The organism is Brachyspira hampsonii (genome assembly GCF_002214805.1).
In the GTDB taxonomy this organism is placed as follows: Bacteria; Spirochaetota; Brachyspiria; order Brachyspirales; family Brachyspiraceae; genus Brachyspira; species Brachyspira hampsonii.
The window spans coordinates 2,123,844-2,139,138 of the sequence record NZ_CP019914.1 but is presented as its reverse complement, the minus strand read 5'-3'; the positions used below and the strand labels follow the sequence as shown (position 1 = coordinate 2,139,138).

Sequence of the window (15,295 nt, the reverse complement as noted above, 5' to 3'; positions counted from 1 at the left end):
TAACTATTTTTTATAAAATAATTACTCTATTTTTCAAAAGATTCTAATTCATTGCATAATTTTAGAAAATCTTCATAAACTTTTATAGATTGCAAATATCTTAAATCAAGCATATATCCTGAATCGATATGTTTAAAAAATTCAGCATCCCAAAGTTCTGCTGCTATAAAACCTTTCTTATAATCATATTTATAGGGCTCAAATTTAAATATATAAGTTCTAAAATATTTAACTTTAGCAAAACATAATTTATATATTCTAAATAATATCCCTATAGTATCATTCCTATTTAAAAACTTATCTGTAAATATTAATGTTTTATGCAAGTTTTCTTTTTCCTGATACCAAGATCCCCCCTCTTTTATTAGATCATATTTCTTTATGATATTTTCTTTATCCGAACTATAAAGAGATGTAAAATCATAATCATATACTACCTCTTTATAAATAAAATCTATTCCATCGCATGCTATATAAAAATGACTGTTCATATCATCAGCTTTAATTTTTATCATAATAGAATATTTATCATTGATTACATTTTTATATTTTTTAATAATATCTTCAATTTCTTCATTAGAGCATAAATAAAATACATCATACTCATTAGGGCATGCATTAAAATATTTTGAGCATTGCACAAAAGAGGCATTTTTAAAAATTATCTCAGCAATATGACCTAAACTTAAATCATTACTTCCTACTATATGAAGATTGTCATCATAACTAGAAATCATAAAATCAATCCACATATTATTCTTTATTGAATTATTTATATTTTCTATCTTCTCTTTTGCAAGCAATATATTAATTTCATCTATATAACCTTTAAACTCTCTTTCCATATATTTGAAATTTGTGAAAGCAACTTTATCATCATGCATAATCACTTTTATACATATAGCATCATTATTTGATATATAAAATAAATATTTTTTTTCATCATTGAATAATAAAAAACCTTCATCTGACTTTTCTATTTTTGCATTTATTTTGGATTTTATATATTTCATAAGTGAAAACATAGCATTTATATCATTGCTTTTATTATCATAGAGAAGTTTTATTATTTTTAATTTTTCATCTAAATAAATTATTTTATACATTAGCTATCCAAATTATATAAATATATATTAATTTTATTATAATATAAATACTTCATTATTTAAAGTGTAAAATATAGGAACTTTTTTAATAATTTATTCGTCTAAAAGGTAAACTGTCTAGTTTAAGAGGTTTATATGAAAAAAATAATGATTATTGCTTTATTAATTTTTAATATATATAATTTATATGCCGATGAGAATTTTATAATAAACGATGATTCTATTAAAGTACTGACTGATGCCGGAATAGATGTAAGTTTAGAAAAAAAATATACTATAAATTCAATCATAAAAAGATACTTAAAAGATGTAAGAAAGATTTTAGCTGAATTAAATGAAATCAATACAAAAATAAATGATGAGTTTAAAAAAGAAGATATAAATTTGGATAATATAAAAAAATTAATATTTGAGAAAAAAGAAAAAGAAGCCGATTTTGATTATACTATAATGTCATGCGACTTGGATATATTGTCATTGTTTTCGGAGAATGAGATAAAAAGGATAAAATATTATATTATTTTTAAAAAATAGCGGGAACTTTTTGTATAATAATTCCGTCTAATAAGGAAAAGATAATATAATATTAAAAATTATGGAGTGGTGAGGAGAGTTTATGAATAAAATATTTTATACTATATCTTTAATATTATTGTTATCTTTGTCAATTTTGGCACAACCGGGACCTAAAGGTCCTGGTCCTCATGGTCCTGGATATGGAAGAAACAGAAGAGGCGGAGAGTTTGATAAAAGATTAGGACATGATCCTTTACAATTTTTTAGAAAAATCGGTATAATTCTAACTGAAGAACAAGCTGATAGAATGTATGATATAGCCATCAGATTCATCACAGAAGAAGAACCTATCAGATTAGAAATAGAAAGAATTGATAATAGTATAAGATTAGAATTAATGAAAGACAATACTGACAGAGAGGCAATTAAAAATCTGATAAAACAGAAAAAAGAGCAGGAAGCTTTAAGAGATTATTTAAGAATAGTAAGAGATTTAGATATTATAGATGTTCTTACTCCAGAACAAAAAGCTCAGCTAAACAGCCGTATGATGAAATAGGGAATTTTTATAAGGATAAATATGAGCAGTGCTATGGCTTATGAAGATAATATAGATGCATTCAAAACAGGTAATGAGGAAGCTTACAAAGAGCTTATAGAAATGTATAAGAAACCATTATTTAATTTGGTATATTCTATCATTTCTAATAAAGACGAAGCAGAAGAGATTGTGCAGGATGTTTTTGTAAGTTTTTATATAAAAAGAGAAAGTTTTGAGGGAAGAAGTAAAATATATACTTGGCTTTATAGAGTTTCTTTTAACAGGGCTGTTGATCACATAAGAAAAAAGAAAGAGAAAAAAAATACCGATTAAAAGAGTATAGAAATTCTGAAGTACAGGAATCTGGAAATGATGACAGCATACATAAAATTATATTGGCTGAAGCATTGGAAAAATTGGAAGATGATTTTAGAATTCCGCTTATGATGGCTGAATATGAAAATTATTCTTACAATGAAATATCTGAAAAATTGGATCTGCCGGTTAATACTGTCAGAACCAGAATATTCAGAGCTAGAAAAAAACTTCTATCTATTATGAAAAAAATGGGGGTGAGCTTATGAAAAATAATCATGAATATTATGAAATGCTTATTAGCAGATATAAGGACAATGACTTAGATGCTAATGAAATATTTGAAATGGAAAAACATTTAGCTTCTTGCAAATCTTGTCAGAAATTCAAAGATGAATTAAATTCTATGTCATCTATACTTTTAGGAAAGTCAAATATAAAAATTAATAAAAAGCCTGTAAGTATATTTAATAAAAAGAGAGTGATAGCATCTATAAGTTCAATAGCGGCTGCTTTACTCATATTCGGAGCTGTTAGTACAATATATAACAATAATAATATCACAAGCAATTCAAATGACTCTGCAAAATTGATAGCTTCTGATCTGAATAACAATTCTACAATAACAACTAGTACTGATGATTACAATACTGAAGAGGATTATGCACCTCTATCAAGTTATTTTACTTACAGTGATATTAATACTGAAAATGATTCATTAGATGATAATAATGCAGAAATATCTATAATGTCGGCATATATTTATTATATGGGAAAATAACGCATGTTAAATAGATAAAAAATATAAAAGTTTGAAATTCTCATAATCGCACCAGCAGATTAAAGATAACTATACATGCGTTTAATACAGCTTTAAATCTAATTACAACTTGGGCGGGCATTACTTTTTCTTAAAAAATAAAAAAACAATGCAGATTATATTTCTAATATTCACAATAAATATAAAGGGCGGGGAATTAGAATAAATTCCAAATCTATATAAATCAAATTCTAGAAAGTTTTTTCACAGTAGCAGGAAGCAATTTATGTTCTTCTACTAATACTCTTTTTTGTAAAATATCAGCAGTATCATCTTCTTTTACAGGTACTTTAGCCTGCATTATAATATCCCCTCCGTCTATAGTATCAGTAACATAATGAACAGTACATCCTGATTCCTTTTCCTTATTTGCAATTACTGCCTCATGCACATGAATACCATACATACCCTTTCCGCCATATTTAGGAAGAAGAGATGGATGAATATTAATAATTTTTCCTTCCCATTTTTTTATAAAAAGACTGTCTACTATTGATAAAAATCCAGCCAATACAACCAAATCTATATTAGAAAGTTCTTCATCTATCTTTTTAAATAAATCTTTTTTGTATATTTTTCTATCTAATAATACAGCTTTTATTCCAGCATTTTCTACAATATTCAATCCCCCGCAATCTCTATCAGCAATAACTATATCTATTTTATAATAATCATTATCCTGAGAATCTATCAAAGATTTTAAATTACTTCCGCCTCCGGAAATTAAAACAGCTACTCTAAGCATATATCACTCTTATCCTCATTATCATTTTTAGCAATATAGCCTATTTCATAAGCAGATTCATTTTGCTCTTTCAAATCTTTTATAATATTATCTTTATCCTCTTTAGCAGCTATTATAACAAATCCAATACCCATATTAAAAGTATTATACATCTCTTCTTCTTTTATATTACCTAAATACTGAATATAATTAAATATATTAGGTGTATTAAAACTATCCTTTTTAATTACAGCTTTGTATCCCTTAGCAACAGAACGCGGAACATTTTCTATTAAGCCGCCTCCTGTAATATGAGCCATACCTTTAATATTATATTTTTCTAGTAAAGGCAGTACTTTTTTCACATATATTTTAGTGGGCGTTAAAAGAGTTTCTCCTATTTTTTCACCTTCATATACAGCATTATAATCTCGTACAAGTTTTCTTATTAAAGAAAATCCATTACTATGAAATCCTGAAGATGCAATACCTATAATGGAATCTCCCTCGCTTACTTTAGAGCCGTCAATGATTTTATCTTTCTCTACAACTCCGACACAAAAACCTGCTATATCATAATCTCCGTCTTTATAAAATCCGGGCATTTCAGCTGTCTCTCCTCCTATTAAAGCAGCCCCAGCATCATAACAACCATCAGCAATACCTTTTACTATCAGAGCAGCAGTTTCTCCATTCAATCTTCCGCATGCAAGATAATCCAAAAAGAAAATCGGCTTAGCACCATGACAAAGCACATCATTAACACACATAGCAACAGCATCTATTCCAACAGTATCGTACTTCTTCATAGAAAATGCTATCTCTAATTTTGTACCTACTCCGTCAGTTCCTGATACAAGTACAGGATTATTATATTTGCCAAGTTCATACAAAGCACCGAAACTTCCTATATTATTAAGTACATTTGAGTGCATAGTTTTAGATACAACTTCTTTCATCAGTGATACAGCTTTATAGCCTTCCTCTCTGCTGACTCCGCTGTCTTTATAAGAAACTCCCATAAATAATTCCCTTATTTTATAATTTAAAAAAATAGAAAAAATGTCTATTAAGTATACCAATATTTTATATATTTACAAGAAAATTTTTTTTATTTGCTGATAAACTATTATTAGAATGTTATACCAATCTTAAACCATGAATAAATGAATACCCCAAATCTAATAAAGATATATTAATAAAAGGACGGACAGGCCAATTTGCCCCCATTTTTGTAAACATATCTATCTTAAATCCCATCTCACCGGATATATAAAAATTTACTATAGCACTTAAATCTTATTTATTTGCAGCATAATCTTTTCCTTTAACAGCAAATATATTCATACCAACCTTAGGAAGAAGTAAAAAACCATTATCCCTATTGCTTTTATTAAAATAAAATCTCACACCTATAGATGCCGGTATAACAATAACATCAACATTATATATCTTTTGATAACTGCTTACTCCATTAACAGTTATAGTGCCATTATAATGAGCATTAAAACTATATATTCCAAGAAAAGCATCTATAGCCTGTTTTGGTAAATATGCATAGTTATATGTAAATGCTATACCAAATCCTCCCTTAAACAAAGATTCAGATGCTCCATTTTGAGGCTTAAATATTAAATTTGCTATACCAGGCAAAGTAACTGCAGAAAATATTGTAGTACCAAAATCTATTCATCTGCTCCAAACATACCTACTGTATTCCTTCCATGTTTAAAAACTGTGTCTAAAATCATAGTGGTAAATACGCTAATACCGGGATTGAGATTGAAACTTATCATCTGTCTCCCCTTTATCCAACTATAATATTCTCCTGTAACTTCTGTAGATAAAGGAAGACCCTTAGAAAATGCTGTATGAATTGAACAAATAAAAATAAAAAATATTATTGGAAACTTTTTCATATTCAGGATTACATGAATCCATAAGAAGCTGCAATAGATCCCATCCTTCTTGCTTAACCTTAACTATATTAACTTTTCCCCTAATGGAATGACTAATAAACTATTTCCATTTTTATCTTTAAATATAGAAACTAAGGACAAAAAATAATCAGAATATTGATAGGTTCCATTATTATTATTTTGACTTCCTGTTATAGTTAATGTATTACCATCTAAACTTACCCCATTAAAATTACCATACCTAATTTTGTCTAAAACCAAATTAGAACGGAATTAGTTACAACGACTCCTGTATTTTTTGTACATGAAACCATTAACATAATTAACAGTTAAAAAAGAACAGCATACAATTTCATACCTAATCCTAAAATAAACTATTATTTAATTTTAAATATTTAAATGCTATAATAAGATAGATAAGATAAATATCAACAATATAAACTGTATACTTTAAACAATATTTTATAAATCCTGAGCTATTTCTTCAATCTTGAATATCTCAAGCAAATCGCCTTTTTTGATATCATTAAAGTTCTCTATAGAAGCCCCGCATTCATAACCGCTTGCAACTTCTTTAACATCATCTTTAATTCTTCTTAAACTAGAAATCTTGCTTGTATAAATAAGTACATTATCTCTCATCACTCTTACACCGGCATTTCTTTCTATTTTTCCGCTAGTTACATAACAGCCTGCAATAGTACCCACTTTAGGAACATGGAATACATCTCTAACCTCAACAGTACCGATATCAACTTCTTTTTTAAGTCTTTCAAGAGAACCTTTCATAGCATTCTGAATAGCCTCTATTGCCTCATAAATGATATCATATCTTTCTATAGGAATGCCGAGTTTTTCAGCTAATTCTCTAGCTTTTCCGGAAGGACGAACTCTATAAGCTATAATGATAGCATTAGATGCATGGGCCAAGTTTACATCACTTTCAGTAACCGCCCCTGATGCACTATATATTGAAACAAATCTTATTTTATCACTTTGTATTTTATTTAAAGCATCTCTCAAAGCCTCAGCACTTCCCTGAACATCTGCTTTAATTATAACTTTAAACTCTTTCATAGCATCAGAAGCTATTTTCTCATAAAGGTTTTCCAAAGTAACTTTAACATTAGCCTTTAAAGCCTCCTGCTGTTTCAACTGAACTCTTTTATCAGCTATAGCTTTAGCTTCTTTTTCATCAAGCATAACATTAAATGATTCACCAGCTTCGGGAGTTTTTTCAAATCCCAAAACCTCAACAGGAGTAGAAGGCAAAGCCTTTGTAACTCTCTGACCTAAATCATTAACCATAGCTCTGACTTTACCAACAGAAAGCCCGCATACAAAATAGTCTCCAATTTTCAAAGTACCATTTTGTACAAGAACAGTTCCTACAGGACCTCTTCCCTGATCAAGCGAAGCTTCGAGAACTATACCAATAGCCTCTCTGTTAGGATTAGCCTTTAATTCAAGCATTTCTGCCTGAAGTATAATGGCTTCTAATAATTCATTGATACCATGTTTAGTTAAAGCACTAACGCCTATATACTGAGTATCCCCGCCCCATTCTTCAGGAGTAAGTCCGTATTCAGATAATGCTGCTTTAACTTTATCCATAGAGGCATTAGGTAAATCCATTTTATTAACAGCAACTATTATAGGAACATTAGCCTCTTTGGCATGGTTTAATGCTTCTACAGTTTGAGGCATAACTCCGTCATCTGAAGCGACAACAAGTATGACAATATCAGTACTTTTTGCCCCCCTTGCTCTCATCATAGTAAATGCTGCGTGTCCTGGAGTATCTATAAAAGCTATTTCACCGCTAGGTATTTTTACTTTGTAGGCACCTATATTCTGAGTGATTCCGCCGCTTTCTTTTGATGTAATATTACTATGTCTTATAGCATCAAGAAGAGAAGTTTTACCATGGTCAACATGCCCCATTATTGTTACAACAGGAGGACGAGGTTTTAAATCTTCTTCTCTATCTTCTTTTACTTCAATAGTAGCTTCTTCCTGTAAGGATATAACATTAACTTTACATCCGAAATCATCAGCTATAATTGTGGCAGTATCAGAATCAATTATATCATTAACTCTAGCCATAGTACCCATACCCATAAGTTTGGATATTATATCAGAGGCTCTTAAATTCATCTTTTTAGCTAAGTCGCCTACAGTAATTGTTTCCATTATGCTGATTTCTTTTTCAACGCTTGCAAGTCTTTGTTCCTGCTGACGCTTTTTAGCCTGAAGTTTATTAAATATTTTATTTTCCTGCCTTTGAGCTGCTTCTGCTTTGGAATCTTTCTGAGATGATTTCTTATCATACTCTTTATCTTTTTTATCGTAATCTCTTTTCTTATTATCTTTTTTATTATCTTTCTTGAATGAGGATACATCCTCTACAGGAGCTTCTATAGCAGGAGAATCTTTATATGATTTATTTTCTTTAAAATCTTTATTATCTCTATTATGAGAATAATGTTTACCTTTTGATTCTTTATTATCTCTATTTTCTTTTGCTATATTATTTTTTTCAGGAGTATTATTGTTATTATTATCCTGTTTCTGAGTATAAGGCTTATCAGATTTATTATGTATTATTATTTTCTTTTTTACTATAACTTTTTTTACTTTTTTAACAGCTGCTGCAGCCTGATTATCATCATTATTGTTATTAGATGCATTATTTTTTTTTATAATAACTTTTGGTTTATTATCAGCTGCAGAGCTTTCCTGATTCAAATTTTTTTCATTATTCTCATTTTTTTGAGACATTCTTTTCCTTTCCCATTAATATTAAATTTTAATTATTTGTTCTTGGTAATAAATTATTATCTACACCCTGCTGAGGTAAATTTGTGCCTTGCTGCGGTATAGCTGTTGCATTGCTATCTCCTATTTGAGGAGGAAGTATGCTTGCTTCTCCTAAAACGGCAGTATTTCTTTCTATTACTGCTTTATCTTTTAAATCTTGTATATCTCTTTCTACTAATTGCTGTGCATAAGCATTTTTATATAATTGAGCAATATAAGGAGCTGTTTCTGTATTATATGCTGTAATGCCATACATTTGAGTTAATTGATCTTTAGCCTGTTCAAAGAAAGCCTGAGCTTGTTCAGGAGTAGGATCTGGTATATTTTTAGAAGCATCTGCCATGAGTTTTGTTACATAATATTGAAATTTTATATTTCTGATTGAAAGATTAATAAAATCTTTAGCTTCTTCTGTTTCAAAGAATTTTTCTGCTTCTGCTTTATTTAGCAATAAAATAGAATTTATTAACTGATCTGCATATATCTGTTTAGTGGTAGCATCATTAGCATACATAGCTATTTGTTCTGGTGTAGCACCTTGAAGTACTAAAGAAGCTTCTAAATCTTTAGTAAAATTAGTTTGATTAATAGTAAAATTATCTACTTTTATAACCCAATCTCCTGCTCCGCCATTTAAATAAGCTAGAGAATCTGATGAAGTTTTTGATGCATTTGATCCTCCTTGATTTTGAGAGCAGGCTATTATAGAAAATGATGATATTATCAATATTAATTTCTTCAAGTTTTTCAAACTCATAAATACTCCTTAAAATAAAAAAAACAATTTAATAATAGTATAGTGTATCATATATAAATATTTCTGCAAGTAAAAAACATATAAAATTTACATATATAAACTCAATAAAAATAATTATTTTTGTAAAAATAAATGCTATTTTTTTCCGGAATACATATTAATTACTAAATTAGGGAGTTCTTTTTCTAATATTCCGTACCATATAGATTTTCTTCTCTTTAAAGTTTTACTGCTCATAGCAATATTCATCAATTTATTATATGTTTCATTAGCCTTCTGAACATTCTGAAATATTGATATATGATTAGCAGGGAAAATCTCGGATATATTAGCCTCTATATCTTTCTTTATAACGACATCATATATAGGCAAAACTTTTTCATATCCTGCACAAATACTCTCAGCATATTCTAAAACCATCTTATCAAAATCAGGAATAGTTTTAAGCAGCTTAATAATCAAAGCAAAAGTATCTATAGCCTCTTTATAATTTTCTTTAACTACATAAGCCCCATTTGCCTTATCGCATAAATCACATATAGTACCATTAGTATAACTAGATATATAATCGTTAACTTTTTCATCTATCTGAAAAGGAGGCATTGATTTAGCAACTTTCGATATCAAATCTAATATAGCAGTAAACATTCTCTGCTTCCACAAATTCCCCTTAACGCTTTTTACAAGTTCTTCCATCTCACTAAAAAATTGCTCTTTATACTTCTCATCAGGATTGAATATTGCTTCTACTATAGGTATTTCAGTACCTTTAAATGATATCATACCATTATCATAAAAAGATATTATATCCTTTTCAAATATTTCGCTTTTAACTTTACTATTTTCTTTTAAAAAGTTAAACTGTAAATTTTTAGTTACTATTACTTTATTTTCTTTTGGTGCTAAAGTGTTTGCTCTAGCCTGCATCCTTGCCGCATTATTAATTAAAAAACCTGATAAATCTCCGTCTTCTGTAATAATTAAAGAACTATTAGTATTACCGCCGGATATTCCTGCACTGATTTTAAACTCAGGAAGTCCGCTTGTATCTACACTTGGATATTCATTTAATAATCTTTTTTTACTTAAAACACCGATTATCGCTATAGTAGCACTTAAAGCATCTGTTGCTGTAGGGCATACCATAATTATTTCATCGCCCTGTTTCCTATGTGATATAACATTGTAGAATCTTGTTACTTCGCTTACTTTATTTTGCATTAAATCATCTAAGGCATGCATTTTTGAAAGATTATTCTTATTTTCTTCGCAGAATTTAGTATATCCATGTATATCAAGCATCGCTATATAAATATCAGCTATTGAAAGACTTAATTTTAAATCACCCGCAAAATTATATTTTTGATTTTCAGTAACGAACTGAGACCATAATTTAGGGTAAAGTTCTTTATCCAAATTATTAAAAAATCCCCAATAAATTTTTCGTATAAGATCAAATAACCCTTTTAATACCTTCTTACTATCATGTACTTTTTCAAAATTAATATTTTTAGCATAGGTAAAAATTCCGGAAAATGTTTTTATTTCGCCTGATACTATTTTTTCACTTAAATGAGTATATAATTCATATTTGGAAGTGGATTGGTTAAATTCTTCTATTTTGTTCACTTTCTTCCCTTAATTTAATTTTATATAAATAACCATGTTATTACTTTAACTTATAAATAAAAAAAATCAATACTTTATTATAATTTATTAACAGCTAGATGAAGCATATTGAAAAAAATATAAATATGATTAAAATAATAAAATATGAGTAGCATAGATAATATAAAAAAAGTAAATGATAATTTCAATATAAAAATAGCTTTATATAGACCGGAAATACCCGCTAACACAGGAAACATTGGAAGATTATGCGTAGGTCTTAATATAGAGCTTCATATAGTATCTAAACCTTCTTTTATAATAAGTTCAAAAGAAGTAAAACGGGCAGGTCTTGATTATTGGGAGCATCTAAAATTGGTAAAGCATGAAAATGAAAATACTTTTTTAGAATACTGCAATAACAATAATAAAAGAATAGTTCCAATTACAAAGTTCGGAAAAAATAGATACGATGAGTTTAACTATCAGAATAATGATATACTTTTATTCGGCAGAGAATCAACAGGACTTAGAGAATCATTATGGGAAAATGATTTAGAAAACTCTGTATATATACCAATGAGTGATAATATTCGTTCCATAAATGTATCGAATACTGCAGCTATAGTTGCTTATGAGGCATATAGGCATATTGTTTTAAGTAATAATTAATTTAACGCACGGTTAATAAATTTTTTTTATATAATGAGTATTATATTATTAATTGATTCAAAATATAAAATTTTATTCTGCGTGCGTTAATAACATTTTAATTCTAATTAAATTTAGGGCGAGTTTTCTAATTGCAGAAAAAAATAAAAAAAATAATTTAATTATAAATACTAAATAAACAATAAGTATATAGGGCGGGATTGTAAATAATACAAAAAATTAAATACTTCTTTTCTTTTTATAAAATAATTAACTTTAAAAAATTTTGAGAAAATTTAATAAGTGTTAGCATCTATAGATAATTAAATGCAGTTTCCATTATAGTATTTATATATAAAAATTATTAAAAATAAAAGCCCACTAATATTTCTATTAATGGGCTTTATATCTACATTTGTAATAAGTCGCTTAAATCAAATTATCCAATAATTCTCATTATAGATTGGTTTTTCATATTAGCATTAGCTAACATAGCAGCACCTGTTTGCTGTAAGATTTGTTCACGAGTATAAGCAACCATAGCAGAAGCCATATCAGCATCTCTTATAACACTTTCAGAAGCGATAGTGTTTTCAGTAGCTATCATTAAGCTTTTTACCATAGATTCCATTCTATTTTGAACAGCACCTAATTCAGCTCTTTGAGCTACTACCATTTGTATACCTTCGTCTATTCTTCCTAAAGCTTGGTTAGCAGTTTCTACAGAAGAAATAGAAATAGGAGTGTCTCCTCCAACTTGTAAGTTAGCAGCAGTCATAGCACCTATATTAACAGATACTCTTTGATCCATATTAGCACCGATGTGGAAAGTCATAGGAGTTTGAGCATCAGCAGCAAAACGTCCTGTTAACATATTCATTTTATTGAATTCAGCTTGAGAAGCAATTCTGTCAACTTCAGCTACTAATTGGTTAACTTCTACTTGAATTAAAGCTCTGTCGCTGTCAGAATAAATACCATTAGCAGATTGAATAGCTAATTCTCTCATTCTTTGCATAATGTTAGTAGTTTCATTTAAATAACCTTCAGTTGTTTGAATGAAAGATATACCGTTTTGAGCGTTTCTAGTAGCTTGTTGTAAACCACGGTATTGTGAACGCATTTTTTCAGATACTGCTAATCCAGAAGCATCATCTCCAGCAGTGTTAATTCTCATACCGCTAGAAAGCTGTGCTATTGTTTTAGTCATTGAATTTCCTGTTAAATTCAATTGTCTGTTTGCATTTAATGCAGAAATATTATTGTTGATAATCATAACTACCCTCCATGAATAGTGCTTAAAATATTTGTTTGTAATTTTTATTTTCTAAAGCTATTTATATTATGTATTAAATATCTGTTTAGTCATCCCCTACAAAACAGTAACATAATATTAACTTCATGTATAACATATTATAATATCTTTTAAAAAAAAGTAAAGACTAAATTTTTATAAAAAAAATCCGATAGGGGATTTAACTGTACTTTTATACAATAAAGTAAACTATTTTATTGACTTTTTACCGCTATTAAATTAAAATTAGCAAACATAATACAATAAAAATATATATGGTTATAAAATATGAAATATATTACAATGCTTTTTATAGTGATGACTATGTTATTATATTCATGCAGTAATGCAAAAGCAAATACATCTCAAAAAGATAATGATAAGAAAATAAATGAAAATTTCTATTTCAATACTGAAAATGCATACGATTATATAAAAGCACAGACTGATTTAGGACCTAGAAACTATGGAAGCGAAGCTCACAAAAAGGTAAGAGAATTTTTTAAACAAGAAATTTCTAATATGGGTTATGAAGTTTTTAGTCATAATTTTGAAGCTCCTTATATAAAGGGAAGAAACGGAGAAAATATATACGCATTTCTTAAAGGAAAAACTGATAACTATATAATTATTACAAGTCATTTTGATAGCCGCTCTGTTGCAGAAAAAGACCCCGTACAATTCAATAGAAATAAACCTATAAGCGGTGCTAATGACGGAGCAAGCAGCAGCGGAGTATTATTAGAACTTATGAAGGCTTTAAAAAATTATAATGATTTGCCTTATAGTGTATGCTTTGTACTATTCGACTTAGAAGATGACGGAAATTTATTTGATGTTGAAGGCACTTCTCTAATAGAAACCGACTGGATACAGGGAAGTATTGCTTTTGTAAATGAAGTTATAATAAGAGATAAAATAATTGATAAACAAAAAATAAAATTCGGAATACTTCTTGATATGGTTGGAAGTAAAAATGCAAAATTCAAATACGAAAGTTTTGCCCATACATATTATTCCCCAATTTATAACAAAATATGGCAGTATGCAAATGATTTAGGTTATGGTAATTATTTTTTTGATGAACATTATGGTACTATAATAGATGATCATACACCGTTTTTAAATGAAAGAATACCTTTTATCGATGTTATAGATATGGGATATCCTTTTCATCATACATCGCAGGATACTATAGATAAATTAGATAAAAAAACCTTAGAAGCTGTAGGAAAAACTATAGAATACTCTATAAAGAACGCCGATAAAATTTATTAATTATTAGCCTTTAATAATAAGTATATTATAACGATAATTAAAAACGATTATCAAAGATATAAAATATAGTTTTGGAATAAATTTATTTTACATTAAAACTATTAACATTGTTATAGAAAAATGTTATAATATATTGCAATTAATCATATATTTAAAATGAAAAATACTAATTATCAATTTTAAGGAGGTTTTTTAATATGTTTAGCGGATATTTTGAATATTATTTCGGATATATATGGATACTAATTCCGGGAATACTTTTAGGTTTCTGGGCTCAGATGAAAGTAAAGAGTACTTATGCTAAATACAGCAGAATGGAAAATAAAAGAGGAATTACAGGAGCACAAACTGCAAGATATATTTTAGAAGGATATGGAATAGACATTCCTGTGGAAAGAATAGGAGGAACTTTAACAGACCATTATGATCCTTCTTCAAAAGTATTAAGACTTTCTGCGGGAGTTTATGATGGCACTGATGTGGCTGCCTTAGGAGTTGCTGCTCATGAGGTAGGACATGCTATACAGCATAACAGAGGGTATGCTCCTCTTTCTATAAGAAACGGATTCTATCCTTTATGTGCTATAGGAGATCAATTCGGACCTTATTTAGTGCTTATAGGTATTATGATAGGAGGGGCTGGAAGTTTTTCATACTACATAATGATGGCTGGTATTGTACTTTTTGCATTTGCGGTATTCTTCTCTCTTGTTACATTACCTGTAGAATTTGATGCTTCAAACAGAGCTATAAAGATATTGGATAAAGGCGGATTTTTAGACAGCGAAGAGCTTTACGGAGCTAAGAAAGTATTATCTGCTGCTGCTTTAACTTATGTTGCTGCTGCTGTTACTGCTATACTTACACTTTTAAGACTTTTGATGTTAGCACAAAGAAGAAGAGATTAAAATTTAAATTATAAAAAAAAGAGGTATTATTGAAAAAT

Annotated in this window: 16 protein-coding genes and 1 pseudogene; 7 read left to right on the top strand and 10 right to left on the bottom strand. The window is 28.5% G+C overall.

All coding sequences use genetic code 11. The features are described from left to right. Positions 1-26: 26 nt before the first annotated feature. Positions 27-1,106, bottom strand: a complete 1,080-nt coding sequence (locus BHAMNSH16_RS09395; protein WP_069732214.1) for a hypothetical protein — start codon at positions 1,104-1,106, stop codon at positions 27-29. Positions 1,107-1,241: 135 nt separating this feature from the next. On the opposite strand from BHAMNSH16_RS09395, the gene BHAMNSH16_RS09390 reads away from it, so the two are divergent. From BHAMNSH16_RS09390 to BHAMNSH16_RS09375, 4 genes and pseudogenes are all read left to right on the top strand, one after another. Next, entirely contained in the window at positions 1,242-1,640 is a 399-nt protein-coding gene (locus BHAMNSH16_RS09390) for a hypothetical protein (protein WP_069732213.1), read from the top strand. An 82-nt stretch (positions 1,641-1,722) separates the two neighbouring features. Then, complete coding sequence (locus BHAMNSH16_RS09385; protein WP_008727809.1) at positions 1,723-2,181, top strand: Spy/CpxP family protein refolding chaperone; 459 nt, start codon at positions 1,723-1,725, stop codon at positions 2,179-2,181. Positions 2,182-2,202: 21 nt separating this feature from the next. Beyond that, a pseudogene (locus BHAMNSH16_RS14770) lies at positions 2,203-2,747 on the top strand (RNA polymerase sigma factor). Next, the gene (locus BHAMNSH16_RS09375; RefSeq protein WP_008727807.1) at positions 2,744-3,259 is read left to right on the top strand and encodes a zf-HC2 domain-containing protein; all 516 of its coding nucleotides are present in this window, start codon (positions 2,744-2,746) and stop codon (positions 3,257-3,259) included. Before BHAMNSH16_RS14770 ends, BHAMNSH16_RS09375 begins: the two are co-directional and overlap by 4 nt. 223 nt (positions 3,260-3,482) lie before the next feature. Here the strand turns inward: BHAMNSH16_RS09375 and purN are convergent, their stop codons facing one another. The 8 genes from purN to BHAMNSH16_RS09335 form a co-directional block, all read right to left on the bottom strand. Beyond that, positions 3,483-4,043: a phosphoribosylglycinamide formyltransferase gene (gene purN, locus BHAMNSH16_RS09370; protein ID WP_039954129.1), complete on the bottom strand. Its 561-nt coding sequence runs from the start codon at positions 4,041-4,043 to the stop codon at positions 3,483-3,485. Next, a complete protein-coding gene (gene purM / locus BHAMNSH16_RS09365; RefSeq protein ID WP_008727805.1) occupies positions 4,031-5,044 on the bottom strand; it encodes a phosphoribosylformylglycinamidine cyclo-ligase in 1,014 nt (337 codons plus the stop codon). The genes purN and purM overlap by 13 nt, the downstream gene beginning before the upstream one ends. 277 nt (positions 5,045-5,321) lie before the next feature. Further along, on the bottom strand, positions 5,322-5,675 hold the full coding sequence (locus tag BHAMNSH16_RS14595; protein ID WP_083250080.1) for a hypothetical protein: 354 nt from the start codon (positions 5,673-5,675) through the stop codon (positions 5,322-5,324). 32 nt (positions 5,676-5,707) lie between these two features. Next, complete coding sequence (locus BHAMNSH16_RS14405) at positions 5,708-5,941, bottom strand: hypothetical protein (RefSeq protein ID WP_008727804.1); 234 nt, start codon at positions 5,939-5,941, stop codon at positions 5,708-5,710. A 63-nt stretch (positions 5,942-6,004) separates the two neighbouring features. Beyond that, complete coding sequence (locus BHAMNSH16_RS09350) at positions 6,005-6,202, bottom strand: hypothetical protein (RefSeq protein ID WP_039954126.1); 198 nt, start codon at positions 6,200-6,202, stop codon at positions 6,005-6,007. A 201-nt stretch (positions 6,203-6,403) separates the two neighbouring features. Beyond that, complete coding sequence (gene infB, locus BHAMNSH16_RS09345) at positions 6,404-8,722, bottom strand: translation initiation factor IF-2 (RefSeq protein ID WP_069732212.1); 2,319 nt, start codon at positions 8,720-8,722, stop codon at positions 6,404-6,406. 28 nt (positions 8,723-8,750) lie between these two features. Then, entirely contained in the window at positions 8,751-9,518 is a 768-nt protein-coding gene (locus tag BHAMNSH16_RS09340) for a hypothetical protein (protein WP_008727802.1), read from the bottom strand. Between the two features lie 135 nt (positions 9,519-9,653). Next, the gene (locus tag BHAMNSH16_RS09335) at positions 9,654-11,147 is read right to left on the bottom strand and encodes a hypothetical protein (RefSeq protein WP_008727801.1); all 1,494 of its coding nucleotides are present in this window, start codon (positions 11,145-11,147) and stop codon (positions 9,654-9,656) included. Positions 11,148-11,291: 144 nt separating this feature from the next. Between BHAMNSH16_RS09335 and BHAMNSH16_RS09330 the strand changes: the two genes are divergently transcribed. After that, positions 11,292-11,798 carry a tRNA (cytidine(34)-2'-O)-methyltransferase gene (locus BHAMNSH16_RS09330; RefSeq protein ID WP_008727800.1) on the top strand — a complete coding sequence of 169 codons (507 nt, stop codon included), beginning with the start codon at positions 11,292-11,294 and terminating at the stop codon, positions 11,796-11,798. A gap of 418 nt (positions 11,799-12,216) precedes the next feature. Here BHAMNSH16_RS09330 and BHAMNSH16_RS09325 read toward each other — a convergent pair whose 3' ends face one another. Next, positions 12,217-13,053, bottom strand: coding sequence for a flagellin N-terminal helical domain-containing protein (locus BHAMNSH16_RS09325; protein ID WP_008727799.1), 837 nt, complete (start codon positions 13,051-13,053; stop codon positions 12,217-12,219). Positions 13,054-13,359: 306 nt separating this feature from the next. On the opposite strand from BHAMNSH16_RS09325, the gene BHAMNSH16_RS09320 reads away from it, so the two are divergent. Further along, positions 13,360-14,349, top strand: a complete 990-nt coding sequence (locus tag BHAMNSH16_RS09320) for a M28 family peptidase (RefSeq protein WP_008727798.1) — start codon at positions 13,360-13,362, stop codon at positions 14,347-14,349. Positions 14,350-14,546: 197 nt separating this feature from the next. Continuing rightward, a complete protein-coding gene (locus BHAMNSH16_RS09315; protein WP_008727797.1) occupies positions 14,547-15,257 on the top strand; it encodes a zinc metallopeptidase in 711 nt (236 codons plus the stop codon). Positions 15,258-15,295 lie beyond the last annotated feature (38 nt).